Below are 24,695 nucleotides of genomic sequence, written 5' to 3'. Positions count from 1 at the left end.
ATGCGGCAATTCAATCGCCGACCATCCCCTTCCAGACGGTGGCTGCCCAGGCGGCGCCGCATCGAGAGAGATGTATGTACGCACCTATCCAGACCCGCTGTTTCAAAGCCTATGACATCCGCGGCCAAGTGCCGACCGACCTCAACGACGACATTGCCTACCGCATTGGCCGCGCCCTGGTGGCACAGCTGGGCGGGCGCAGCTACGTGGTCGGCCGCGACATGCGCCTGGAAAGCCCCGGCCTGTCCCGTGCCCTGATGAAGGGCCTGACCGAAGGCGGCGCCGACGTGATCGACATCGGCCTGTGCGGGACCGAAGAAGTCTACTTCGCCACCAGCCATTACCAGGCTGATGGCGGCATCATGGTCACCGCCAGCCACAACCCCAAGGGTTACAACGGCATGAAACTGGTGCGCGAGCAGTCGCGCCCGATCAGCGGCGACACCGGCCTGAACGACATCCGCCAGCGTGTGGAAGCCGGCGACCTCGGCTCCCTGGCCGCCACACCTGGCAGCGTGCGCGAAGCGTTCGACAAGACCGCTTACATCGACCACCTGCTGACCTACGTCAACCTGTCGGCCCTCAAGCCGCTCAAGGTGCTGGCCGACCCGGGCAATGGCGCCGTTGGCCCGGTACTGGAGCTGCTCAAAGCCCGCCTGCCGCTGGACATCACCATCATCAACGGTGAGCCGGATGGCAACTTCCCCAATGGCATTCCCAACCCACTGCTGCCAGAAAACCGCGAGCTGACCCGTCAGGCCGTGCTCGACACCGGCGCCGATATGGGTATCGCTTTCGACGGCGACTTCGACCGCTGCTTCTTCTTCGACAACCAGGGCCGTTTCATCGAGGGCTACTATGTTGTCGGCCTGCTGGCTGAAATGCTGCTGGCCAAGCACCCCGGCAGCAAGATCATCCACGACCCGCGCCTGACCTGGAACACCATCGAGCAAGTCGAAGCGGCGGGCGGCATCGCCATCCAGAGCAAGACCGGCCATGCCTTCATCAAGGAGCGCATGCGTGCCGAAGACGCCGTGTATGGCGGCGAGATGAGCGCGCACCACTATTTCCGCGATTTCGCCTACTGCGACAGCGGCAATATCCCATGGCTGCTGGTTGCCGAGCTGATGAGCGTCACTGGCAAGAGCCTGGCCCAACTGGTGGACGAGCGTATTGCTGCATTCCCGTGCAGTGGCGAGATCAACTACGAAGTGGCCGATGTCAAGGGCTCCATCGAAAAGATCCTGGCGTTCTACCTGCCGCACAAGCCGAACGTGGACCGTACCGACGGCATCAGTGTCGAATTCGCCGATTGGCGTTTCAGCTTGCGGGGCTCTAACACTGAGCCGCTGCTGCGCCTGAATGTGGAATCTCGTGGCGATACCGCGCTGGTGGATAAGCGCGTGGCGGAAATTGCCGGGTTGATCACAGGCTGATTTCGTACTGATCAGCCTGTAGCCGGCATTTTGTCGGCGGTCACCCCCGTCAGAGCACTTCAGCGCTCTGACGGCACTCTCGAAAACGTGCGCGCCGACCCGCGCAGCCAGGTAACTCCGACTCGATGAAGCTCCTGTTCAACACCCAATCGCTTTTACCGCCACTTACCGGAATTGGTAATTACACGTTCAATTTGCTTGAGCAGCTGCTGCTTGAGGATATCGAGGTTATCGATTGCTTCCTGGGTGCACGTTTTTACAGCGCCGAGCAGGCGCTGGCCAACTGCATCGAGGCCAGTGCCCGCTACTCGCAGAAAGATGACGGTGACGTTAAACCAGGTGCTGGCCAGCAGATGACGTTGCAATTGCGAGAGGTGTTGAAGCGCTGGACGTTCACTTATCGAGCCCGTGAAGCCTTGGTCGATGCCAGGCGCCGCTATCATGCCGGTGAGCGCCGACATTACCTTTACCACGAGCCCAACTTCATCCTCAAACCGCACTCAGGCCCCAGCATCGCGACGATTCATGACTTATCGTTCCTTCACTACCCGCAGTTTCATCCACGCAAACGTGTCGAATGGCTGACGGCGCAGTTACCGCACACCCTCAAACGCGCTGATTTCCTGATCACTGATTCGGATTTGATTCGCGATGAGCTGATTGGTGATTTCGGCGTCAGTGCAGACAAGGTACGAACCGTTTATCTCGGTGCATCGGCGCGCTATTACCCGCAGACACCCGAGCAGACCAGTGCAACGCTGCAGCGTCATGGTTTGCAGCACGGTCGTTATGTGTTGTTTGTCGGCACCCTGGAGCCACGCAAAGGTGTGGATACCCTGATCGATGCCTGGTGCCAGCTGCCGCAGGGGTTACGCGAAGAGTATCCGTTGGTCTTGGCGGGTGCGCCTGGGTGGCATAACCATGAGCTGAATGAACGTATCAAGACATTGACAGTCACTCATGGCCTGCGTCAGTTATCCTTTGTCCCTGGCGATGACCTGCCGACGCTGTACGCTGGTGCCGCGGTTTTCTCCTACCCATCGCTGTACGAAGGGTTTGGCCTGCCGGTGCTTGAGGCGATGCAGTGCGGGGTACCGGTGATATGTACCGCGGATACGTCCATGGCAGAGTTTTGCCAAGGTAGTGCGTTGTTGGTGGAACGTGGGAATGCTGACCAGTTGGCTGGGCAACTGGCTGCGCTTCTGAATGATGAGCCATTACGCAGCAAGGTGGCCAATGCCGGCCAGCTTCGCGCCACAGCGTTTTCATGGAAGCGCTGCGCGCAGGAAACACTAGCAGTCTATCGGGCCGTCAGCCCGTGAGAGGAGCGTTAGACATGCCTTCTCAAGCCCTTATGTCCCATGCCCTGCATTGCTTACGCACCGCGAGGGTGTTTCAACCAGGAAGCCTTATGTACATGGTGAGTCCAGAACAATGAATACGCCGCTGTCGCTAATGAAAGATGTACTGCGTTACCGCGGTCTGATATTCGCGATCACCCTGAGGGAGATCAAAAGCCGCTATGCCGGGTCGACCTTCGGCGCCTTGTGGCTGGTGGTGCCCCCTATTTTCATGGTGTTCATCTATACCGTAATCTTCTCGCGCCTGATGCAGGCTCGTATGCCCGGTATCGAACACCAGTACGCCTACAGCATTTATCTGTGCGCAGGCTTGATCACCTGGAACCTGCTGTTGGAGCTGGTGCAGCGTGGCAAGGGGGTTTTCCTAGAACATGCCAACCTGATCAAGAAATCAAGCTTCCCCAAGTTCATCCTGTTCATTCCAGTCATCGCCACGGCAGCGCTCAACAGCCTGATCCTGCTGATATTGGTAGTGCTGTTCATGGTCATATCAGGTTTCCCGCTGATGACCACTGCCTTGGTTTTGATACCGGTATTGCTTACCACTGTGCTGCTGGGAATCGCGCTGGGTGCTTTTCTAGCCACCCTGAACGTGTTTTTCCGTGATATCGGTCAGCTGAGTGACGTGATCTTCCAGGCGCTGTTCTGGGCAACGCCCATCGTCTATCCACTCAGTATTCTGTCCGAACACGTACAGGCAATGCTTTCGTGGAACCCGATCTTCCCTCTGGTGCTGACGGCGCAGAAGGCGTTGCTGGGCGAGCCGGTAGGCTTGTCGCAACTGGCCTATCCATTTGGCTTTGCCGTCATCGTTTTCCTTCTGGCTGTGGTGCTTTATCAGCGCAGCTACAACGACCTGCTTGATCAGATCTGATATGACTATTCTCGTAGAACAGGTAGGCAAGGCCTATCCAAAACTCAAAGGTCGCTGGCACGCACTGGGTACTTGGCTTGGGCTGTGCAAGCGCGATCAGAACTGGATCATCCGCAACGTCAGTTTCCAGGTAGGGCAGGGTGAGTCGGTCGGTATCATCGGGGTTAACGGCGCAGGCAAGAGTACGCTGCTGAAGATGATTACCGGTACCGCCATGCCGACGGAAGGCACCATTACCACCACAGGGCGCATAGCCGCGTTGCTGGAGTTGGGTATGGGCTTTCACCCCGAATTCACTGGCCGCCAGAACGTCGCGCTGGCCGGGCGCATGCAGGGGCTGGAGCGGGCCGAAATTGTCGCGTTGATGCCCGAGATCGAAGCCTTCGCGGAGATCGGACATTACTTCGACATGCCCGTGCGCACGTATTCCTCCGGTATGTTTGTGCGCCTGGCGTTCAGTGTGGCGACTGCAGTGCGCCCGGAAGTGTTGATCGTGGACGAGGCCTTGGCAGTGGGCGATGCCTACTTCCAACACAAGTCTTTTGCCCGTATCCGGGACTTCCGCGAGCAGGGTACGACCTTGTTGTTCGTTTCCCACGACCCCGGCGCCATCAAGAGCCTGTGTGACCGTGCCATCCTGCTGGGTGATCACAAAATGTTGATGGATGGCCGCCCGGACGAAGTGCTGGACTACTACAACGCGCTGATTGCCAAAAAAGAAGAGGGTTCCTTACAGGCCCAAGCTGTCAATGCGCCTTACGCAGGGCGATCAGGCAACGGAAAGGCGCGTATCGAAGAGCTTACCCTCAGCAGCAATGGCCGGGCAGCCACCATGCTTGAAGTGGGTGCGCCGTTGACGTTGAGCCTGAAAATCCGCGCTAACGAGCCGATTTACGACTTGTCGCTGGGCTTCATGTTCAAAGACCGCACGGGTTACGACATCTTCGGGACCAACACTTGGCTGCGTGGCGAGCTGCGTGACCTGGGCGTCGAGGCCGGTAAGGAGCAGCACCTGACCGTTACCATTCCGGCGTTCAACGTAGGGCCTGGCAGCTACAGCCTGACGTTGGCCCTGCACGGTGGCGCCGACCATATCGAGGATAACTTCGACTGGTGGGACAAGGCGGTGGTATTCAATGTGATCGCCAACAGCAGTTACAAGCACTTCGCCGGCGTGTGTGCCATGCAGGCAGAGTTCAAGCTTGACTGACCGAGTAGAGGGCAGCCGCGTCGCTGTCAGGAACTGGCCGCCGTCGACGGTGGCAAGATGACCTGCGTAGAATGCCCGCCTCTGGTGTTCCCGTAACGTACGCAGCCAGTGCCGGGCGGTGAACCGCTGGTGCTGGCCACTCCACCCGTTTGAACACGTATGCATAATGACTATCGATCTTAAAAAACTGCAGAAAACGATCCAAGCTGAAGTCAACCGTCGGGAGTACGAGCGTGTCACGGCCAGTGCCGGCAGTGCCAATCTGCCCAGTGACGTGCCCACCGACATCGTGCGCAGCTTCGAACTGATCGACCTCGAAGGCGTGCTGCCGGCTCGCCCCCAGGCGCCCGTGGAGCCGGAAGTCGCGGCCACCGCTCCCGCCAATGACGAGGCCCCGCAAGCCCAGACGCCACCTCCTAGCCTGTACCGCAAATTGCGCGCCTTACCGGTGGTGGGCAGATACTTCGGCCATCCGCGGGTCATGAATTTCCTTACCCGTGCGCGTCAGCGCCCGGGTGGGGCTACCTTGAAAAACCTCTTCATCACCCTGGCGCGCGCAGTGGTCGTGCGTATCCCCGGGGCGCTTCGCGTCATGCATGTGCTGGCCGTCACCCGTCATCTGCCCGAGCGACTGAATGCTCTGGAGTGGCACATTGCCGACGGTAATACCCGCCTGCGCAATGTCGGCGTACAGGTACAGGACCAGACCAACCAGAGCCTTTACACCTACGGCCTGGCCATTCAGCAGAACGAGCAGTACCTGATCGAACGCATGCGGCGCCTGGAACAACTGGTGCGCCAGCAGACCATGACCATCGCTGAACTGCAGGCGAGGCCACAGGCCAGTGCCAGCGGTGCAGCGTTGCCTGCGGTGGCTGAAGCGCCGGGCATGCCGGCTGAGCTCTATCTGGAGTTCGAAGCCAATTTCCGCGGCTCGCCGGAAATGATCCGCGAACGGCTCAAACACAACCTCACTTACTTCCCGGTCGACCCGCAATGGCTCACGCACCCTGTGCTGGACCTCGGTTGCGGGCGCGGTGAGTGGCTGCAACTGCTCAAAGAGCAGGGCATCCCTGCGATCGGCGTCGATTCCAACAGCGCCATGATCGACAGTTGCAAGCAGGCCGGCCTTGAAGTTTACATGGGTGATGCCTTGGAGTATCTGGCTGCCATGCCTGCCCACAGTTTGTCGGGGCTGACAGCTTTCCACATCATCGAGCACCTGCCTCTTGACGTTTTCATCCGCCTGATCGACGAAGCGCTTCGGGTTGTGCGCCCCGGTGGCGCGGTACTGTTCGAAACCCCGAACCCAGAAAACCTGATCACCGGGGCCTGCAACTTCTATGTCGACCCAACGCACCGCAACCCGCTGCCGCCGGCGCTGGTGGCGTTTCTGCTGAAGGCCCGTGGTTTTGAGCGTGTTGAAATCGACCGTCGACACCCAGCTGACCCCTCGCTCCTGCTCAAGGGTAGTGACGAAGCCATCACAGGCCCGCTCAACGGCTTGCTGTTCGGGCCGCAGGATTACGCAGCCATTGGTTATGCGCCTTGATAGGGCTGGAGTGCTCCCATGCATCTGATTATTTGTAACGAGCGCCTGCTGTTCCGGTTCGGCGTCGACCGTGTATTGCTGTTGCTGGCTCAAGGGCTCAAGGCCGCAGGCTGGCACATTACCTTCGTGGCCCAGCGCGCCAACCATGACGTGCTGCGCCGCATCACCGACGACATCCACACGCCGCCTGAGCATCTGGGCCCGTATACAGAGCTCGACCAAGTAACTGCCCAGTGGATGCGCGACAATCGCCAACTGTTCGCACCCGCAGGGCGAGACGTGACGGGGACCGTAGCCCTGATTGGCGGCTGGCCGTTCTATGCATCCATCGCGGTATTGCGCCAATGGGGCGTGCCAACGGTGGCGCTCGATTGCGGTGGTGTTCCTTATGAAGATATGACTGGCCCGGCCCGCTTGGTACAAGAGCGGCTGCGTGCCCAACGTCGCGAATACCTGCCCGAAGCACGGGTGGTCACGCCGATCAGCCATTTCGTGTCCCGCACCCAAAGCCTGCCCGACGCCGGCCCGGATGTGGAAATTGCCATGATTCACCTGGGCGCAGATCACCTGACCGGTGGTGTCAACCAGAGCCTCTGGCAGCAGGGGCACCAGGTTGCGCGTGTTGAAACCGCAGACGAAGCGGTTGAAGGCCCTGTGATCATCAACCTTGGTCGCTGGGAAACGGGCAATTATAAAAACAGCGAAGGGCTTTACCCCATCGCCCGGAAGATCATCGCTGAGCATCCCAAGGCGCGCTTCTGCGTCTTGGCCACCGCAGACGAACTGAAACTGCCGGCAGACCTGGTTGAGCATATCCTGCCGTTGGGCCACCCCAGCGATGCCGAGTTGTCCGCGTTGATGGCCAGCGCTCAGTTGGGGCTTAGCGTGTCGCGCTGGGAAGGGTTCAACTTGCCCCTGGCCGAGATGCAACAGCTTCGCAAGCCAGTGCTGGTGCTGAACATCGGTGCGCACCCTGAAGTGGTCGCCGACCCCCGTCAACTGTGCGTCGACGAGCAGGAAATGGCCGAAAAGGCCCTGCAGGTGCTGGCCGGTGAAGCGTTGGCAGGGCCCGAATGGGAAAGCCACCTGGACACCTTCCAGCAGACGTTCACTTGGCAACGTACGATCAAGGCCTACGAGGACCTGCTCGGCACGTTGAGCCCGATCCGGGACCTGCCTGCCCCCCGGTTGGTGATCGACACCAGTGCCTGCCTGCGCGATACCGCCAATACCGGCGTAGCTAGGGTAGTGCGCAGCTTGACGCGCAAGCTGCAGGATTTTGGCGAACCTCTGTTCGTGACCTGGGACGAGACGCTGCGCGAGTACGTGCTGCCCACCGAAGGTGAATACAACAATCTGGCGTTGTATGGCGGGCCCAAGCCCTATCCAGAACACTACGAGCTGCCGCGCTCGCCTGCTCACCGCCGGCAGACCTTGGCCAGTCTTGGCGCTCGCACCTTGCGCGGTGGCTGGCTGCTGCAAATTGAAATCGTCTTCGAACGCCAAGGCCCGGCGCGCCGCGCCGCTGCCCGCCAGGCGGGGCTGAACGTTGCGGCGATATTCTATGATGCCATCCCGGTCACCCATCCTGAGTGGGTTGCCGATACCATCATCCGGGACAACCACGCAGCCTACATGCGAGGCTTGGCCGAAACCGACCGCGTGCTGCCGATTTCCCCCGATGCGGGCACCCAGTTGCAGGCATTCTGGGCGCGTGAAGGCATCACGCCTCACGCGCAGGTGAAAACCTGCTGGATCCCGGGTGAGCTGACTGCTTCCCCGCGCGCCACCACCCCGGCCTCGGTGCCGCGTGCGGGCGAGCCGCTGCGTATCCTCTGTGTATCTACCCTGGAACCGCGCAAGAACCATAAAGTGCTACTTGAAGCCGTTGCCCGATTGGCCCGTGATTATCCGGACCTCGACTGGCAGCTGGACCTCATCGGCAATCGCTACGCCGGTGCTGACTACATCGTTGAGGCCGTGCGCGCGGCCAGTGCGGCCGACCCGCGCATTGCCTGGCATGGTGTGGTAGACGACGCCACCCTCAATGACTACTACGCCAAGGCCCACGTCAGCGTTTACGCCTCGTTGGTAGAAGGCTATGGCATGCCTATTGTCGAGTCGCTCTGGCATGCCCGTCCTTGCGTGTGCCATGCCGGCGGCGTGATGGCGGAGCTGGCAGCCGAAGGTGGCTGCCGCACAGTGGACATGACCAACCCCGATGCACTGGCTGCGCAAATCCACGCACTGGCGAGTGACCCACAAGGCTATCTGCAACTGGCTGCTGAAGCGGTTGCTCGTCCTATCCTGACGTGGCGCAGCTATGCCCGTGCCTTGTTGCGGCAGTTGGCCAGCCACACCACTTGCCATGCTGGCAAACCCTTGCCGCGGCAGTGGCAGCACCTGCTTATCGACCCCGAAGTGGCGCTGGTAGATGAGCCTGGCCAACTTGCGTTGGCTTGTCTGCTGGCGGAACGCCCGGCTCAGTGCGCACTTTTGTTGGGGGAGCACGCGCCTTGGTTGCGTGACCTGATAGGCCACGAAGCCACGCGTGCCTGGCAAATCGCGGAGGGTGAGCTGACTGGTGAGGTGAGCCGCCACGCCAACCTCAGCCGCATCGATGCGCCGGTAGGTGTTGCAGTGCCTGTCCTCCAGGCAGAGCTGCGTGATAACGAAATCGCCGTCGACCTCATCGTGCTGTCGGCAGCACAGGCAGCTGACCCAGCGTCAATCGATGCGTTGCGTTCACTGATCAATGGCCGTGTCGAAGGCCTGCTGTTGGTTGAACAGGGCGCCCCAGCCGCAACGCTAACAGCGCTGGGCCTGACCGAAGAGCCTGCTACTGAACTACCAGGTTACGATGTCCATACTTACCCGCCTGCGGCGCCAGGGTTTGTTCAATGAAGGTTCTTGTCATATCCAATTTCTTCCCGCCCCATGTGATCGGCGGTGCAGAAATCATCGCTCACCACCAGGCCCGCGCGCTGGCTGCGCGTGGCCATGAGGTGCGCGTGCTGGCAGGGGACAACAGCCGTGGGCTGCCTGGCTACCCAGTGGAGCAGGAGGTTTTCGACGGCATGCCGGTTACCCGGGTGTCGTTGACCTATCTGGACTTTGCCCCAACCGGCAACAACGTCGCGCACCCCGGCGTCGAACGTATCTTTCTGCGCCTGATCGCTCAATGGCGCCCCGATGTGATCCACGCGCACCACATGGCCGGGTTGTCCTTGGGCATCCTGCAGTTGGCGCGTGAGCATGGGATCCGCATTGCGCTGACCTTGCACGACCACTGGGGGTTCTGCATGAACAGCACGCGCATCACCACCCAGGACACCTTGTGCCAAGACAGCACCCAATGCCACAAATGTCATTCGCACATCTACAACGGTGACCTGCTGCAGCCGCAACGGATGCGTCAGGATTACCTGCGCTGGCAATTGGATGCTGTTGATCATTTCATTTCACCCAGCCGTTACCTGGCCGACACCTACATCGCCAACGGCCTGCCTGCCGCGCGTATGAATGTTATCGCCAACGGTATCGAACTCGAGCGGTTCAGCCACACCTCACCGCCACCGCCCGGGCCGCGCCTGAATGTGCTGTTCACCGGCTACATGGGTGGCCATAAAGGCGTACCTACCTTGCTCAAGGCGCTGGCATTGCTGCCGCCAGAGCGGGTGCATGTCGACATGGTCGGTGACGGCCATATGCTTGAAACCTACAAAGCCGAACTGCGCAACAATGCGCCGAAGGTTTCTGCCAAGTTCTGGGGCAGACTGCCCAATGCGCGTATCGCCGAGCGCTTCGCCCAGGCGCATGTGTTCGTGCTGCCATCGGTGTGCCCGGAAAACCAACCTGTGACCATTACCGAGGCGATGTCCTGTGGCCTGGCGGTGGTGGGTTCACGGATAGGCGGCATACCCGAGCTGGTGGATGAAGGCGTCACCGGTCAGTTGTTCGACCACGGCGACGCTCAAGCGCTGGCGCGCTGCTTGCTCCGTTACATCGAAGAGCCGGCGGTGTTGGAAGCCCATGGCAAGGCGGGTCGTGAGCGCATCCAGGCCTATGCCTTCGAGCTGCAGATCGACCGTATCGAAGCCTTGCTGGCCGGCCCTGGCGCCGAACGTAGCGAGGCCCCACAACTGATCGCATGCCATGGCGCTCCATCGGCTGAAACCTTCCAGAGCGTTCTCAAGGCGCTGTGCCCGGTTCCTGCCAACCGGCCGCAGCCTGCCAGCCAGCCCTGCTGCATTCCCTCGAACTGGATTGCGCCAGAGCAAGCAGATGTACTGTGGGTGGCGGGGCCAACAGCCCAAGACCCGGACGCCGCGATGAAGCTCATCGAAGCTTACCGCGCCTTGGGCAAACAGGTTGTGGTGGATGAGCGCCATCTGCTGGTTGCGCGCAACACGGAGTCAGCCTTGCTGGCGCGCGGCGGCGCGCAGGTAGCGTTAAGCTTGGAATACCTCTTGGAGTACGCGAGGGATCCTGAGGCACAAACTGCCCCAACCCAAGCCTGACCCCATGCGGAACGTGCCAACAGGCACGTTCCGCTGGCCCCGCCTAGCCTTTGAGCAGTTGCGCCAGCCCCACCTCGATGGCGGTAGCCCGAGGCATTTCGAACCCACTGAGCAAACGCTGATTATTGGCCCTTGAATGGCGAATGTCGCCTGCGCGTGCTGGCTGATAGCTGACCTCTGGCAGCTTGCCCAGGACCTGCGCCAATGCTGCCAGGATATGATTCAAAGAAGTCGCCTGGTTCAAGCCGACATTGATGGCCCCGTCGGCCACCGGCCCCGACTCCAGCCCTTGTACCAGCAGCTTCACAAGATCGCTGACGAAGAAGAAGTCACGGGTCTGCTCGCCGTCCCCGAATACCGTAATCGGCAGGCCTTTTTGTGCGCGCTCGGCGAAAATGCTGATGACGCCCGAGTAAGGCGAGGACGGGTCCTGGCGTGGGCCATAGATATTGAAGAAGCGGAATACCACAGGGAGCAGCCCGTGCTCGCGGCGGTAAAAGTCCATGTAGTACTCGCTGGCCAGCTTGTCGGAGGCATAAGGCGTCAACGGCGCTTTGGGCGTGTCTTCATCGATGGAGGCCCCTTCACCATTGTTGCCATACACTGCGGCACTGGAGGCGAACACCACCCGTTTCACACCGCAAAGGCGCATTGCTTCACACACATTCAAGGTGCCAATGAAGTTGCTCTGATGAGTACGGACCGGGTCGTCGACAGAAGCCTGCACTGAAGCGACCGCCGCCAGGTGTACGACACCCGCACAGCCTTTTACGGCGTGGGCCACCAGCGCGGCGTCGGCCACGTCGCCTTCGATCAGTTGCAGGTTAGGGTGTGACAGCGGCAGGTTGCTGCGCTTGCCCGTGGACAGGTTGTCCAGCACTCGTACTGCATACCCTTTGGCAAGCAGTTCATCGGTCAGGTGAGAGCCGATAAAACCGGCACCGCCCGTGATCAGGATCGGTGCTTCAGGCGTCAAGGTTGTCGACATACTAGGTTCCAGGCTCGAATGAGAGAAAGCGTTATAGGTGCCAGGCGCGGCCTCAGGCGGGTGCGCGCATGCCCGATTGTCCAGTGCCTGACAACCGGCTGGCGCGCAAATAGCGTTGAGCGGGCCGCTCGAACCACCGGTGGCAGGCCAGGCTCATGGGTATCAGCAAAGCGAAGAACAGCAGCATCATCCACGGCTGATAGAAAATTTCGCGGGAGTAACCCAGACTGTCGAACGTAAGGGCAAAGGCTATTTGCAGCGGGAAATGCAGTAGATAGGACGCATAGCTGATATCACCCACCCACCCAGTGCTGCGCAACAATCCTGGCCAGTGCAGGCCAGCGGCGGCCAGCATGGCCAAGGTGGCAGGCAAGCAGAGGCACATGACTAGGTAAGTGTTCACCGATTTGGCGAGCAGTAGCAACGCCCAAGCTCCCAGTGCCACGCTGGTACACACCAACAGTGCGACGCCGCTACCGGCCCAACGCCGCAATTGCCAAAGCATAGCGTAGGCGATGCCACCGATATAGAAGCACAATAAACCACTACCAATCTTGTAGCTGCCGGGGTAGAGCAGCAGGCCCAAAGTACAGGCCGCAGCGGCCAGCAACCAGCGCCAACGGCCCGCCAGGCAGATGGCGAAGAATGACGCATATAGCAGTACTTCTACCGAGACCGACCAGATCGGCGCATTGAACGACCAGCCCTTCTCCAAGCCCCATGCCGGCGCAAGCAGCAAGTTGAGCAGGGCGTGATAGCTGTCGTTGAAGGGGTAGACAAAATAGCTGGCGTGACTGGCCCAATAGGCCCACTGAAGCGCCGCCACCCCGGCAAACGTAAGCAAATGTAGCGGGTAGAGCCGGCTGAAGCGATCCACAGCGAAACTGCGCAGCGATACTTTACCCGTGGCGATGCCTTGGGCGAACAGCCAGAAGAACACAAACCCCGAGATCGAGAAAAAAAGCTGCACGGCCAGGCCGCCATATTGATAAAGCGGTGTCAGTGCCGCGAAAAAAGGCTGGCGTGTGCCCTCGAAGCCCGCCGGGCTGTCGCCGACGTAGAAGAAATGTTGCCAATGCCAGAACACGACACAAAGCGCTGCGATACCTCTGAGGGTATCCAGGGTGTACAGCCGTTCGGCTGAAGGAGGGGCGGCAGACATGCGAGAGGTCACTGGCGGGCAAAAAGGAAATGCTGGCACTGCTCGCGGGGGCCTGTCAATGCAGTGATACGCCCTAGAACACCATGGCCAGTGCACAAATCTACAGCTTGGTCGAGACTGCCAACATCAACGACCAAGCGCCCATGAGTCGCTTTCACATGCATCTTCAGTAAAAGACTACCAAGAGTTGGTGCCGTGGACCGTTCGCCAGAGATGTCACAGTATCCGGCTACTCAAGGCCTGGATAGGTGGGATTCATGTGTCGCACTCCGGTGCGCGGGTTGGATGCGGGAATGCTGGAGAATTGGTGCATGGCCGCCACTGAAGTGGCGGCTTAATTTTTAATGTAGCTATGGCAGGGCGTATGGTACTTAAGTCATACTAGTGGTCGTACTTGTGGTTTAGGCAAGGTAAATAGATTTGAATTGCCGTATGACATTGTCAACAGCTTCTGATCGTACATGTATACCGTCTTCCAAGAAGGTCTTAGAGCGTTCAGAGTTCATGATGATTTCGTAGCTGGGGAAATAATCGACAAAGCTGTAGTCGTTGGAAATGGTAGAGGCAATAGCGCGCAGAATGGATTTTGAAAGTTGATTAGCTGTAACGATGTCCGTATCTGAAAATGTTGCGCTAAGGGGGACTGGTGATACTGTTAATATGATCTTGCAATCTGGGGCGAGATTGTTAATGCAGCTAATCGCTTGGTTAATGAGTTCAAGAGATTTAGTGTAATCGAGAACTTCAAATTCAAAGTCTTCTATGCTTCTTCGGAGCGATACGTGTGAGGGGGTGCGGTTGATATAGCTCTCTGATGGTGTATGATACCAAGATTCATTGTAACCAAGTGTAATGATAAGTGCGTCCGATTCTGGAAGCTTTTTATACATGCAGATTAGGCTGTCTCTGATTCGCTGGACAGTCTCGATATCCATAGGCTTGAGTCCAGAGGTAAGTAAATCAATGGACTTGTCGCTACTGCCTACGATAGAGTTATAGGGGTTATCTGTAGTGGCGAGTTTTATGGTTTCTAGAATTGATCCTGGGGTGTATACGTTTTGATAGCCGGATCTCGCTTCGCCACCTATCTCAAAATAATCTCCAGGCAGTTTTTCAATAGTGCTAAGTACATTGATGCCTGCAGCCCGTAAGGAGTTTTCGACGTTTCTAGCAAAGCATGAGCCGATAGTAAAGTATTTTCCCGCGCGCGGTAGTGTGAATTTCGGTTTGTGGGGGATAGTTGGGTAGTCTTTACGATCGACTGTCCATTGCTGCATTAGGCGATGTTGGTTTCTTTTTGCTATTTCGAAAGCTTCTTTTCCACTATATTTCATGATTTATACCCTAGATCAGTATTATGAAAGCCGAGAGGTGAACTTGTAGGTCGGCAACGGGGCGGACGCCCGCCCCTATAGATTAAACTAATCAAAGACCTCAGCTTTACTAAGTCTCAGACCTTGCTGATCTTTCAGAGATAACAGAGGGGCAACCTTCACCGGCCATTCAATTCCGATCTGCTCATCATCCCACGTAATGCAGCGTTCGCTTTGAGAACAATAAAAATCAGTTGTTTTATAAATAAACTCGGCAGTCTCGCTCAGGGTAACAAAACCGTGGGCAAACCCCGGCGGAATCCACAGCTGGTTCTTGTTCTCGGCGGAAAGCACCGCACCAACCCACTGGCCAAAAGTAGGGGAGGAGCGGCGGATATCCACCGCCACGTCGAACACTTCACCTTGTACTAAACGCACCAATTTGCCCTGGGCATGTGGCGGCAGCTGGTAGTGAAGGCCGCGTAGCACGCCCTTCACAGAGCGGGAGTGGTTGTCCTGAACGAAGTCTGGTTGCAGGCCGGTGACTTCATTGAAAACATTGGCGTTGAAGCTTTCGAAGAAAAAGCCACGCTCGTCACCGAAGACCTTGGGGGTGAACAGAAAGACATCCGGGATGGCCAAAGGAATAGCGTGCATCAGAAGACCTTTTCTTTAAGCAAGTTTTTAAGGTATTGACCATAACCGTTTTTGAGCAATGGCTGAGCGAGCCGTTCGAGTTGTTCGGCGTTGATCCAGCCGGCCCGGTAGCAAATCTCCTCAGGGCAGGCGACCTTCAGCCCTTGGCGGCGCTCCATGGTTGCAATGTACTGGCTGGCATCGAGCAGGCTGTCGTGGGTGCCGGTATCGAGCCATGCATAGCCGCGTCCCATGATCTCGACCTGCAGTTGACCTTGTAGCAGATAGAGATTGTTGAGATCGGTGATCTCTAGTTCTCCACGGGCCGACGGTTTAAGTCCGCGTGCCAGGTCGACGACCTGGTTGTCATAGAAGTACAAGCCGGTGACCGCGTAGCTCGACTTCGGCACCTTCGGTTTTTCTTCAAGCGAAAGCACACGTCCGCTGTCATCGAACTCGGCAACCCCATAACGCTCTGGGTCCTGAACGTGATACGCGAAAACCGATGCACCCGTTTCACGCTCGCCGGCACTTAGCAGCAGCGATTGGAAGTCGTGGCCGTAGAAAATGTTGTCGCCCAGTACCAGTGCGGATGTGTCGTTACCGATGAAGCTGGCACCGATGGTAAATGCTTGCGCAAGCCCGTCCGGGCTTGGTTGCACAGAATACGAAAGGTTGAGGCCCCACTGACTACCATCACCGAGCAACTGCTGGAAGCGTGGTGTGTCCTGGGGTGTGGAGATGATCAGAATGTCGCGGATGCCAGCCAGCAGCAGCGTGCTGAGTGGGTAGTAGATCATCGGTTTGTCATACACCGGCAACAGCTGTTTCGAAACCGACAGTGTGGCGGGGTGCAGGCGTGTGCCCGATCCCCCAGCCAGAATAATTCCCTTACGAGCCATGAGAGTCCCTATTACAGAATTTCGTCCAACATACGTTGCACGCCTTGCTGCCAAAGCGGCATCTTGAGTTTGAAAGTGCCTTCCAGTTTACTCACATCCAGTCGCGAATTGTGCGGCCGCGGTGCAGGTACTGGGTAAGCCTCAGTACTGATCGCGCCAATCCGTTCGGGGGCCACCCTGAGCGCGATACCTTTTTGGCTCGCATAGGCCAGTACAAACTGGGCAAAGCCATGCCAGCTGGTTTCACCCGATGCCGTGAGGTGGTAAGTGCCGGCTAACGAGTGGCTATCCTGCTGGTTTGTGACCTGCCGAATGATATGAGCGGTTACATCAGCAATCAGTTCAGCTCCAGTAGGGGCGCCAAACTGATCGGCTACAACGTTGAGTACATCGCGCTCCGCGGCCAGGCACAGCATGGTCTTAGCGAAGTTATGTCCTCGCGCGGCATATACCCAGCTTGTACGCAGTACAACGGCACGCGCGCCGCTCGCCGCAATTGCTCGTTCACCGTCAAGCTTGCTGCGACCGTATACAGATAAGGGGCCAGTAGGGGCATCTTCCTGCCACTTCGATTGGCCGCTGCCATCGAACACATAATCGGTAGAGTAGTGAATCAGCCAAGCGCCGAGCGCTGCCGCCTCACGTGCTAGCACCCCCGGTGCTTCGGCGTTGATGCGGGCTGCCACTGACTCTTCGCTTTCTGCCTTGTCCACCGCAGTGTAGGCCGCTGCGTTGACGATTAACTCAGGGGCCAACTGGCGGACGGTCGCCGCAAGGCCGTCAAGATCGGCAAGGTCGCCGCATAGGCCATCGGCGCCCTGGCGATCCAGAGCAACCACTTCACCGAGCGGGGCAAGGGCGCGTTGCAGCTCCCAGCCTACCTGGCCATTTTTGCCCAGCAGCAGGATTTTCACGCTTTGTTCGCCCCGTATTGTTGCGCTACCCAGTCGCGATAGCTGCCGTCCATGACACCTTTGACCCACTCCTGATTTGCCAAGTACCAAGCGACTGTTTTACGGATGCCGGTGTCGAATGTCTCGGCTGGCTTCCAGCCAAGCTCGCGCTCGATTTTGCGGGCGTCAATCGCGTAACGGCGATCGTGGCCCGGACGGTCGGTGACGTAGGTAATCAGTTCCGCATAGTTTCCGACCGGTTTCCCGGTTTGCTGATTGATGACTTTGCGAGCAGCGGCGGGCGCCATTTCGTCCAGCAGGGCACAAAGCGTTTTGACGATATCAATGTTGGCTTTTTCGTTCCAGCCACCGATGTTATACGTCTCGCCGAAGCTTCCGGCCTCCAGTACGCGGCGGATGCCAGAGCAATGATCCTCGACATACAGCCAATCGCGGATCTGTTGGCCATCGCCGTAGACCGGTAACGCTTTACCGGCCAAGGCGTTGACGATCATCAGCGGGATCAGCTTTTCCGGGAAATGGAAAGGACCGTAGTTGTTGGAGCAGTTGGTGGTGAGGACCGGCATGCCGTAGGTGTGGAAGTACGAGCGCACCAGGTGGTCGCTGGCGGCTTTACTCGCTGAGTAGGGGCTGTTAGGTGCGTACGGGGTAGTTTCGGTGAATGCAGGGTCGTTTGGCGCAAGGGTGCCGTAGACCTCGTCGGTTGAGACGTGCAGGAAGCGGAACGCTTCCTTCTCAGCGCCTTCGAGGCTGTTCCAGTGTGATCGGGCCGCCTCTAGTAGACGGAAGGTACCAACCACGTTGGTCTCGACGAAGGCTTCGGGGCCGCTGATGGAACGGTCTACATGCGATTCGGCAGCAAAATGCACTACCGCTCTGGGACGGTGCTGGGCGAACAACTGGGCTAGCAGCTGTGCATCACAAATGTCGCCATGGACAAAGTGGTGTTGTTCATTGCCTTCCAGCGCTTGCAGGTTGGCCAAGTTGCCCGCATAGGTAAGCGCATCGAGGTTAAGAACGGATTCTTGGTTGTGAGCACACCATTGCAGAACGAAATTCGAGCCGATGAAGCCGGCTCCGCCTGTCACTAGGATCATGAGATCTCTCGTTTGAAATTTTAGGTTTAGCCTGAATTAGGTGTTTCATTCAGAGTATATCTTAATCGGTATTCTAACCAAGTCTCTGTCGAGCGTTAAGCGGCATTTAGACTGTAGGTTAAACTTCGTGTAGTAGAGATAAGCGCTATCGCCTACGCTGCCGAAATTCTCGTCTAAGGATGAGCTATCAATCAAAGAAGGGTAAGCTCCAGCTACCTGAGCTCTGTTGCAGTGCAGGGGCCCCTCCAAGGTCACGATTTCTCTCGGACGACTCCAGTCTTTCAGGTCATTGGACCACGAGTAGCTAAAGGTGACGTCGGTTCTTCTCTGTGGTGTTTTGATTGATTTAGTCTTTTCGAATGTAGCAATGTAACCTTGGCTTGCCTCATGCCACAGTAGGCTGCGAATTTTGTAGGGGAGGCTTGGCAGCGTTTTGCAGGTGACGCTGCTATCCTTCAGTTTCTGAGTTTGATATAAAGAAACGTTGAAATCCCGCCCGTCCCAAGCTCGCCAAGATCTAGCATCGGCTAGGTTGTTTGTCCTAGCTAAACAGTTTCCGTTCTCTTGGCGCTTGTCGGCAGAGGCATAAAACAAAGCGTAAAAATAGTCGTCGATTTTAACGATATTGGACGTCGTCAGGAAGCCAATACTTCCCTCTTGGGTTGGTGAGTACTGCTGTGAGGAGTTGGCGACTACATGATCCGGAGGCGCAGCCGTCGTAAAGGTTTTGCCGCCGTCAATGGAATGAGCCAGTACAATTGCGCTAAGCCAGCAGTCGCTACTCAGATTTTTCGTCAGTTTACAATTCTTGAACCATTTCCCGTGATAGTCGGAGCTGCCTAAACTATAAATATCCTTACCAGAATTTGTGCTGAAGAACGTCTGTAGCCAGATGCGAGTATTGTAATGACTGGGGTCGGTACTATTTGCGCCCTGGAATTGCGTGGCGCATGCAGGTTTAAGATTGTCGAACGAGGCACCCTTTAAGGGTACGTTTTTGTAGTGAGTTGCATAGAGGTATACTACTCCTCCATTGGAGCGAAATGCCCGCGCTGGTGAGTCTGGAATGTTTTCATCGAAACACCGATCATTACGCCAGCTAAAAACTGTTTGCACCACTGCTGCATTTGCATCAATGCGGAGTGGGATAGAAGCGCTTTGGGTTTGCGTAGATATGAATAGGGCTATCCATAACATGGCTTTTACAGTGTTGAGCATATCCGATCTTCCTGCTGGTAATGCAGTCCAGCCGCGGTCTGGTGCTTTCTGCCTCGAAGCATAGTTTTAACTTATTCAAACGTTAAGGTGGCGCTCGTTTTTCTTCGCGAAGGTTGAGGCCACCTTGTCATCTGCCTCCAAAGCTAGCGTATTGCAAGTCCGTTATTTTGGAAGAAGATTCTGTACTGCTCGGCTATCAATTCTCTATTTTGGTCAAAAGCCTTGCCGTCGAACTCAACCAAGTGTGGAAGGTCAGCGATTGTAATGCCGTTCTTGACATCATCGGCCATTACAAAAGGAATTTTACATTTCTCACACAGTTCACGAATGCGAGAGTCATGAGCAATACAAAGGCCTGGTATCCCCGCTTGAATGGCAAGCATTACCCCATGAATCCGAGCGCCTACAACGAAGTCGAAGCGTCTCAAATACTCCATCCAAGCTGGAATGTTGTAGAAGGAGATAAAATAATTACGGATCCATTGAGTGAATTGGGCGTCGTCCAGATTAAGTTTCAGGTAGGCCTTCAGTTTGCTGAGGTAGTCCGGGCTAACTAGTTCAAAGTCATTGCGGGATAGAGCGACTGCTTCGTCGGTTGCTTGAACGATATATGTGCCGTTTGTGTCTTCCATCATGCGTACTAGTGACGCTTCCAAGGCACTCAGGCCCTTCCAGTTTGGGTGGCCGGCAGCGATCGCGACTTTATTTACCTTCAGCTTGTAGCGCTCTTGTAATTTTACTCCGTGGTCTTTGGATTTGTTGATCAACAGCGAAGGGCAACCCAGTGAAACTGCCTTGTCTCCAAAGCCATAGTGATCAAGTACTCGAAGAGTGTAATCTCCCCTTACAGTTATATTCGGGTGACTCGATGAGGCGCGCGCAACCAGCGCGTCCAGCCATGCGAGAGTACCTTCAGGAAGTTCGGGGATATCATTGTGGCCTACACCACCTTGTGCGCCCAAACCAATCGCTATAAAGTTGGGCTTCAACTGCTTAAATACATTGGCCAGGCCGCCCATGTTCATGTGTGGCCCCAACTGGTTGGCACAAGGCATGATACCAATGTCACCCAGCGAATTTATGAGTTCGGGACTTGAACTCCAAGAAGCTGTGCGAGGTACTGTCCCAATCAATCGGTTGATGGCGTAATGGAAGGCCAAGTTACCGGTATTGTGACCTACTAAGTTGTAAAGTTCTTTGGTGGCGATGCTGTGAGATGCCGCCACAGACTCATTTAGGCCGAAAGTAAAGATGCTTGGCATGCTAATCTCCATTCTGGTGCGCCTAAGGATTTAAAGTTAATAATCCCCAAGCGACGCGTGAATTTAGCGAAACGACAAAAGACGTTTCGCTTTCAGGCTGTAATTCTTATGCAGAGATCGCCTGCTGCTCAAGGGCTGTGCTATGGTTGGTGTCGCCTACGATAGCAAGATGTTCTTTGGCACATTGGGTGTAGCTGATGGGACTCACAATGCCTTCTTGCAAATTTCCCCACAACCCTTCCGTAGTCGCCGCTTCCAGCAATGTATCAGCGAGGTCTATTGAGTTGCGTGCCTCAAAATGCAGTCCATTAACGCCGTGGGTAACCTTCTCGGCCATGCCGCCGATGTTCGCACAGATCACCGGTCGCCCGTAGATAAAGGCTTCTTGAATGACCATCGGAGAGTTCTCCCACCAGATTGAGGGAACAAGCACCCAATCGACTTTAGAAAGTCTGCTCTTCAGTTGTGAGGCCTGGTACGGGCCGGCCCAACGCACACAACCTTCCGCGATGAGAGGTTGCATCAAGTGATTAATCTTCTTCTGGAACTCTTGGGACTGGTGCTCAAGGTTGGCTCCGTGGAACTCAACCACAATTTTCTTTCTCTGTTTAGGCGTCAGCCTGGTAATAGCCTCAAGCAACAAATCAGCCCCTTTGAACTCATTGATCTGCCCGAAGAAGCCAAAGCGGTTTCGAAGCGATGTCGTTGCTCTGGCTGGCAGCGGCTCTGCTTCTTCTTGCCCGTTTTCAATAACGGTAATCTTCTCAGGGGCAATGCCCCAAGCTATATAGCGCTGGCGTAGGAACTCCGAGGGGGAAACAAAGTGGTCAACGAACTCAAAGTGTTCCTTGATGAACATTTCGCGTAGCCAGAACTGCTCTCTACTGAACGCAGGGATGCACCGGTGGCAATCATCTAGGGAAGATTCGTAGCAAAGTTTTTTGCTACCGGATTTTACCATCTGGCCCTGTTGGTGGCATATTGCCATGTATTCATGGAGCGTGACAATCAATCGCGCGGCAGGCAGTTCTTGCTTGATGACCCTGAAGTACTCGAGACCCAAGTGGAAGTAGTGATGAGCGAAAATTTTTGTGGGCTTGAGTGCCACAATCATTGCACGAAAATTGTTCCAAACCGCATGTGCATTTGCAGCTTTTATAAGGAAGGAGTTACCCAGAGATTGCTCCCACAGATATTCATCCTCCCGTCGTAGGCTGAAGCTTCCGGTGGGGCCGTTGCCACGATCCACCCGCCCTATGAACCAGGCCTTCTCAACGTTACTATCTTTCTTAAATGCTTTGAATAAGTTATAGGCGGCAATTTCTCCTCCGCCTAAATTAAAGTCGGGGTGACCATGTGCTAGCACTAAAACGCGTTCTTTGCTCATTGTGTTACTCCGACTTAAACTTATTCATGATCTGTTCAATTTGGTTGCCCCATTTTTTCGTGTGGCGCCAAGCATTGAATCTGACTACAAGAGTTCTGTAGGATACATCTCCAAGCAAGGTAAAAGATTGACGCTCGAGATGGGTGAGTGTTACTGAAGGCACATAGCCAACTTTTAAGCCCTCCGCATGGACCTTCAGGCACAGGTCTGAGTCTTCAAAATCGCCAATCAAATAGCCCTCGTCAAGCCCGTCAATCTGCTCGTAGGTGCTTCGCTTAATAGCTACACATGCGCCAGTAATTGCCGGTTTTTCAGTAAGTCCCACAGCTTGATCAAGTATTGGATCAAGGCCTGCCAATGGATGTTTGTTTAGCCAAACGTTCCAACTTTCTGAAAAAATAAACTGCATCCCACAGTGCTGAATGCTGCCGTCCGGGAACAGGAGTTTGGGACCTATCATTCCGTAATCGGGATTACTATCAAGAGTTTGCGTAAGGCTTTCGACCCACCCTGTGTGTCGTGGGAATACATCACTGTTTAAAAGGATCAGGGTATTGCCTAGCGAGTGCTTCACGCCTAGGTTGTTAGCGCCAGAGAAGCCTCTGTTACGGTGGCCCCAAACAATACTGAATGGGACTTGGTAGAGCTTGAAGAGCGACTCGGCCTCGTTAACGAAAGCGTTGATCAGCGCAGGGTCGTCAATGACATAGACAATCTCAGCTTCTTTTTTGAAAACTGGGTCTTTAGCGAATGCACTCAATTGATGCTCCACAAAATCCCAGCGGCCGTAAAGCGGGATAATGAGGCTTGTCTTGACGTTTTCGCGCACCAAACCGCCAAACCGCCAGATGCTTGCTGGCTGATCGTTACGCTGGTTCTCAAGGTTTTTTTCAAAAATGAGGGAATTGACAACATCGCCCTCCCAGTTGTTCAGGCGGGCGTCGAAGTCTTGTGCCGGTGTAGCCAGTTGGAAAGAAAATTCAGCGTAGCTTACAGGATCATCTGCAACTACAGTCCAAGGGCTGATAGTCGCCATCGTGAACTGGTCATCGTCTTCTTCTACAACTGCGATTTGGTCGCCGGGTTCCTGAGGATAAGGCCAGTCAGTAACGAACCCCGCATAGACCGGAGCGGAGAATTCATTTCGGAATAGTTTCGCGACATCATTACGGTGATACCGCAGGCAGGTTGAAAGTTCTTTTTTATTGCCCTTTGTATCTACTAGCCAGAGTTTAATGCCAGGTTTAGCTATGCTCCAACCAGCCAGTGCACCAACTTTGCCTGGAATCGCACCGCTTAGGTCAATGTGCGCCTTAGACTTTTTTGGCGCTTCTTGTCCAAGATCGGCGATATTCCACGACTCCGCAAAACTTTTTCTCAGTTGGAGCTTGTAAACGTAGAGGGTGCCATCGAGGCTAAACGTCAGGTAGACATCTTTTGTATTTTGCTTCGTTAACGCTGCTCTCACAGTATATCCCGAAGCTACAATGTCTGACTTGCTCCCAAATGATGCTGTTACGTCCGGGCGAGAGACTTCACTGACTTTACATGGGATAGCTGTATCGGCAGTTGCCAGGCAGAACTGCAGTCCAGGCTTTGATGCCCACAGGGTCAAGCGAATATCGGAACCCGATTGCACGACCTCATCAAGTTTGATGATTAGGCTCTTCGAACTACTTTTACTGGTCAGGGTGACTGGTTGCGTCCGAATATCTGGGAGCACAACAGGTGCGCTGGGTAATGCTTTTGACTGCTTAGGCTCAGGGGCCACGGTTTCACTGTTCACTGGTTTTTCCCTAAGGTCAATATTTATAGGATTCTGGCGGCTGGTTTTTGGGCGTAGCCGGCTGGATAATTAGCTTGCCAGCGCCATGTATCGCGGATCATGTCTTCTAGATTTCGCGTGGCCACCCAGTTTAACTCTCTCTTTGCCTTACTCGGGTCGGACCAAGATTCCGCTACGTCACCTGCGCGTCGACCTACAAAACAATGAGGGATGGCTTTACCCGTTACTTTCTCAAAGGTTTTTATAATATCGATTACGCTGTAACCCACGCCTGTTCCGAGGTTCCATACGTGAAGGCCTTTGTTGAGGCATATGTAGTTCAACGCTTTCAGATGACCATCTGCGAGGTCGACAACATGGATATAGTCCCTGACTCCTGTGCCGTCTGGTGTGGCATGATCGTTGCCGAAAACTTTGAGTTCCTTCAGGATGCCGATGGCTACCTGGCTAATGTAGGGCAGTAAGTTATTCGGAACGCCTTGTGGGTGCTCTCCCAGCTGACCGCTCTCATGTGCACCGATGGGGTTAAAGTAACGCAGCAGTGCAATATTCCAGCGCTCATCTGACTCGCTCAGGTCCTTGAGCATATCCTCGATAATCAGCTTTGTGCGCCCATAGGGATTTGTTGGGCGCGCTAACTTTGTTTTTTCGTTGATAGGCATAGTCGACGGCTCACCATAAACAGTGGCCGAAGAGCTGAATACGAAATTGAAAACATTATGCTTCGCCATGCATTTGAGCAGGTTTACGGTCCCGTTCACATTGTTTTCGTAGTACTTCAATGGTTCCTTTACACTCTCTCCGACCGCTTTTAAGCCTGCAAAGTGAAATACCGAATCAATGTTGTACTCTTTGAAGATTTGAGCGAGGATAAAACTATCCTGGATGTCGCCTTTCACAAAGTCTGGGCTCTCCCCACAAATCATTTCTACATGATCTAAGGCGGCAGGCATGCTGTTATCAAGGTTATCAAGTACAACGACCGCGTGCCCGCTTTCCAGAAGCGCTAGCACAGTATGGGAACCTATGTAACCTGCTCCTCCGGTCACCAAAATTGTTTTTTTCATAATTTAAGTC

Annotated in this window: 19 protein-coding genes; 7 read left to right on the top strand and 12 right to left on the bottom strand. The window is 55.7% G+C overall.

Annotated elements, in window-relative coordinates; translation table 11 throughout:
* Nucleotides 1–74: 74 nt before the first annotated feature.
* The 7 genes from ACIPZH_RS03805 (at nt 75) to ACIPZH_RS03775 (ending at nt 10,953) form a co-directional block, all read left to right on the top strand.
* Complete coding sequence (locus tag ACIPZH_RS03805; protein WP_400635210.1) at nt 75–1,436, top strand: phosphomannomutase; 1,362 nt, start codon at nt 75–77, stop codon at nt 1,434–1,436.
* 125 nt (nt 1,437–1,561) lie between these two features.
* Entirely contained in the window at nt 1,562–2,758 is a 1,197-nt protein-coding gene (locus tag ACIPZH_RS03800) for a glycosyltransferase family 1 protein (RefSeq protein ID WP_241802914.1), read from the top strand.
* Nucleotides 2,759–2,870: 112 nt separating this feature from the next.
* Nucleotides 2,871–3,671, top strand: a complete 801-nt coding sequence (locus ACIPZH_RS03795; RefSeq protein WP_012313298.1) for an ABC transporter permease — start codon at nt 2,871–2,873, stop codon at nt 3,669–3,671.
* 1 nt (nt 3,672) lies between these two features.
* A complete protein-coding gene (locus ACIPZH_RS03790; protein ID WP_400635208.1) occupies nt 3,673–4,881 on the top strand; it encodes an ABC transporter ATP-binding protein in 1,209 nt (402 codons plus the stop codon).
* A gap of 166 nt (nt 4,882–5,047) precedes the next feature.
* A complete protein-coding gene (locus ACIPZH_RS03785; RefSeq protein WP_241802916.1) occupies nt 5,048–6,433 on the top strand; it encodes a class I SAM-dependent methyltransferase in 1,386 nt (461 codons plus the stop codon).
* A gap of 18 nt (nt 6,434–6,451) precedes the next feature.
* A complete protein-coding gene (locus ACIPZH_RS03780) occupies nt 6,452–9,337 on the top strand; it encodes a glycosyltransferase family 4 protein (protein WP_400635206.1) in 2,886 nt (961 codons plus the stop codon).
* Nucleotides 9,334–10,953, top strand: a complete 1,620-nt coding sequence (locus ACIPZH_RS03775) for a glycosyltransferase family 4 protein (protein ID WP_400635204.1) — start codon at nt 9,334–9,336, stop codon at nt 10,951–10,953. Before ACIPZH_RS03780 ends, ACIPZH_RS03775 begins: the two co-directional genes overlap by 4 nt.
* Before the next feature lie 43 nt (nt 10,954–10,996).
* Here ACIPZH_RS03775 and ACIPZH_RS03770 read toward each other — a convergent pair whose 3' ends face one another.
* The 12 genes from ACIPZH_RS03770 to galE form a co-directional block, all read right to left on the bottom strand.
* Nucleotides 10,997–11,941, bottom strand: coding sequence for an NAD-dependent epimerase/dehydratase family protein (locus ACIPZH_RS03770; RefSeq protein WP_400635202.1), 945 nt, complete (start codon nt 11,939–11,941; stop codon nt 10,997–10,999).
* Between the two features lie 52 nt (nt 11,942–11,993).
* Nucleotides 11,994–13,103, bottom strand: a complete 1,110-nt coding sequence (locus ACIPZH_RS03765) for an acyltransferase (protein WP_349976063.1) — start codon at nt 13,101–13,103, stop codon at nt 11,994–11,996.
* 401 nt (nt 13,104–13,504) lie between these two features.
* Nucleotides 13,505–14,437 carry a GSCFA domain-containing protein gene (locus ACIPZH_RS03760; RefSeq protein ID WP_400635200.1) on the bottom strand — a complete coding sequence of 311 codons (933 nt, stop codon included), beginning with the start codon at nt 14,435–14,437 and terminating at the stop codon, nt 13,505–13,507.
* Nucleotides 14,438–14,524: 87 nt separating this feature from the next.
* A complete protein-coding gene (gene rfbC / locus ACIPZH_RS03755) occupies nt 14,525–15,073 on the bottom strand; it encodes a dTDP-4-dehydrorhamnose 3,5-epimerase (protein WP_400635198.1) in 549 nt (182 codons plus the stop codon).
* Nucleotides 15,073–15,954 carry a glucose-1-phosphate thymidylyltransferase RfbA gene (rfbA, locus tag ACIPZH_RS03750; protein ID WP_400635196.1) on the bottom strand — a complete coding sequence of 294 codons (882 nt, stop codon included), beginning with the start codon at nt 15,952–15,954 and terminating at the stop codon, nt 15,073–15,075. The genes rfbC and rfbA overlap by 1 nt, the downstream gene beginning before the upstream one ends.
* An 11-nt stretch (nt 15,955–15,965) precedes the next feature.
* On the bottom strand, nt 15,966–16,868 hold the full coding sequence (rfbD, locus tag ACIPZH_RS03745) for a dTDP-4-dehydrorhamnose reductase (protein WP_400635194.1): 903 nt from the start codon (nt 16,866–16,868) through the stop codon (nt 15,966–15,968).
* Nucleotides 16,865–17,965, bottom strand: coding sequence for a dTDP-glucose 4,6-dehydratase (gene rfbB / locus ACIPZH_RS03740; RefSeq protein WP_400635192.1), 1,101 nt, complete (start codon nt 17,963–17,965; stop codon nt 16,865–16,867). Before rfbB ends, rfbD begins: the two co-directional genes overlap by 4 nt.
* Nucleotides 17,966–18,010: 45 nt before the next feature.
* A complete protein-coding gene (locus ACIPZH_RS03735) occupies nt 18,011–19,183 on the bottom strand; it encodes a hypothetical protein (RefSeq protein ID WP_400635190.1) in 1,173 nt (390 codons plus the stop codon).
* A 143-nt stretch (nt 19,184–19,326) separates the two neighbouring features.
* Nucleotides 19,327–20,445 carry a polysaccharide pyruvyl transferase family protein gene (locus ACIPZH_RS03730; RefSeq protein ID WP_400635188.1) on the bottom strand — a complete coding sequence of 373 codons (1,119 nt, stop codon included), beginning with the start codon at nt 20,443–20,445 and terminating at the stop codon, nt 19,327–19,329.
* Between the two features lie 106 nt (nt 20,446–20,551).
* Nucleotides 20,552–21,832 (bottom strand): glycosyltransferase, encoded by a 1,281-nt coding sequence (locus ACIPZH_RS03725; protein WP_400635187.1) that lies wholly within the window; start codon nt 21,830–21,832, stop codon nt 20,552–20,554.
* A gap of 4 nt (nt 21,833–21,836) precedes the next feature.
* The gene (locus ACIPZH_RS03720; RefSeq protein WP_400635185.1) at nt 21,837–23,618 is read right to left on the bottom strand and encodes a glycosyltransferase; all 1,782 of its coding nucleotides are present in this window, start codon (nt 23,616–23,618) and stop codon (nt 21,837–21,839) included.
* Nucleotides 23,619–23,641: 23 nt separating this feature from the next.
* Nucleotides 23,642–24,685, bottom strand: a complete 1,044-nt coding sequence (gene galE, locus ACIPZH_RS03715; RefSeq protein ID WP_400635183.1) for a UDP-glucose 4-epimerase GalE — start codon at nt 24,683–24,685, stop codon at nt 23,642–23,644.
* Nucleotides 24,686–24,695: the final 10 nt, after the last annotated feature.

Origin of the sequence: Pseudomonas sp. NPDC089758 (assembly GCF_044748705.1) — a bacterium.
Lineage (GTDB): Bacteria > Pseudomonadota > Gammaproteobacteria > Pseudomonadales > Pseudomonadaceae > Aquipseudomonas > Aquipseudomonas putida_X.
This window is presented reverse-complemented; position numbering and strand designations above follow the sequence as displayed.

Coding starts and splice junctions, on each gene's coding strand:
- rfbB (WP_400635192.1), bottom strand. CDS start 17,965: ATGATCCTAGTGACAGGCGGAGCCGGCTTCATCGGCTCGAATTTCGTT.
- ACIPZH_RS03795 (WP_012313298.1), top strand. CDS start 2,871: ATGAATACGCCGCTGTCGCTAATGAAAGATGTACTGCGTTACCGCGGT.
- ACIPZH_RS03770 (WP_400635202.1), bottom strand. CDS start 11,941: ATGTCGACAACCTTGACGCCTGAAGCACCGATCCTGATCACGGGCGGT.
- ACIPZH_RS03725 (WP_400635187.1), bottom strand. CDS start 21,832: ATGAGCAAAGAACGCGTTTTAGTGCTAGCACATGGTCACCCCGACTTT.
- rfbC (WP_400635198.1), bottom strand. CDS start 15,073: ATGCACGCTATTCCTTTGGCCATCCCGGATGTCTTTCTGTTCACCCCC.
- rfbA (WP_400635196.1), bottom strand. CDS start 15,954: ATGGCTCGTAAGGGAATTATTCTGGCTGGGGGATCGGGCACACGCCTG.
- ACIPZH_RS03765 (WP_349976063.1), bottom strand. CDS start 13,103: ATGTCTGCCGCCCCTCCTTCAGCCGAACGGCTGTACACCCTGGATACC.
- ACIPZH_RS03730 (WP_400635188.1), bottom strand. CDS start 20,445: ATGCCAAGCATCTTTACTTTCGGCCTAAATGAGTCTGTGGCGGCATCT.
- ACIPZH_RS03760 (WP_400635200.1), bottom strand. CDS start 14,437: ATGAAATATAGTGGAAAAGAAGCTTTCGAAATAGCAAAAAGAAACCAA.
- galE (WP_400635183.1), bottom strand. CDS start 24,685: ATGAAAAAAACAATTTTGGTGACCGGAGGAGCAGGTTACATAGGTTCC.
- ACIPZH_RS03805 (WP_400635210.1), top strand. CDS start 75: ATGTACGCACCTATCCAGACCCGCTGTTTCAAAGCCTATGACATCCGC.
- ACIPZH_RS03775 (WP_400635204.1), top strand. CDS start 9,334: ATGAAGGTTCTTGTCATATCCAATTTCTTCCCGCCCCATGTGATCGGC.
- ACIPZH_RS03780 (WP_400635206.1), top strand. CDS start 6,452: ATGCATCTGATTATTTGTAACGAGCGCCTGCTGTTCCGGTTCGGCGTC.
- ACIPZH_RS03785 (WP_241802916.1), top strand. CDS start 5,048: ATGACTATCGATCTTAAAAAACTGCAGAAAACGATCCAAGCTGAAGTC.
- ACIPZH_RS03790 (WP_400635208.1), top strand. CDS start 3,673: ATGACTATTCTCGTAGAACAGGTAGGCAAGGCCTATCCAAAACTCAAA.
- ACIPZH_RS03735 (WP_400635190.1), bottom strand. CDS start 19,183: ATGCTCAACACTGTAAAAGCCATGTTATGGATAGCCCTATTCATATCT.
- ACIPZH_RS03800 (WP_241802914.1), top strand. CDS start 1,562: ATGAAGCTCCTGTTCAACACCCAATCGCTTTTACCGCCACTTACCGGA.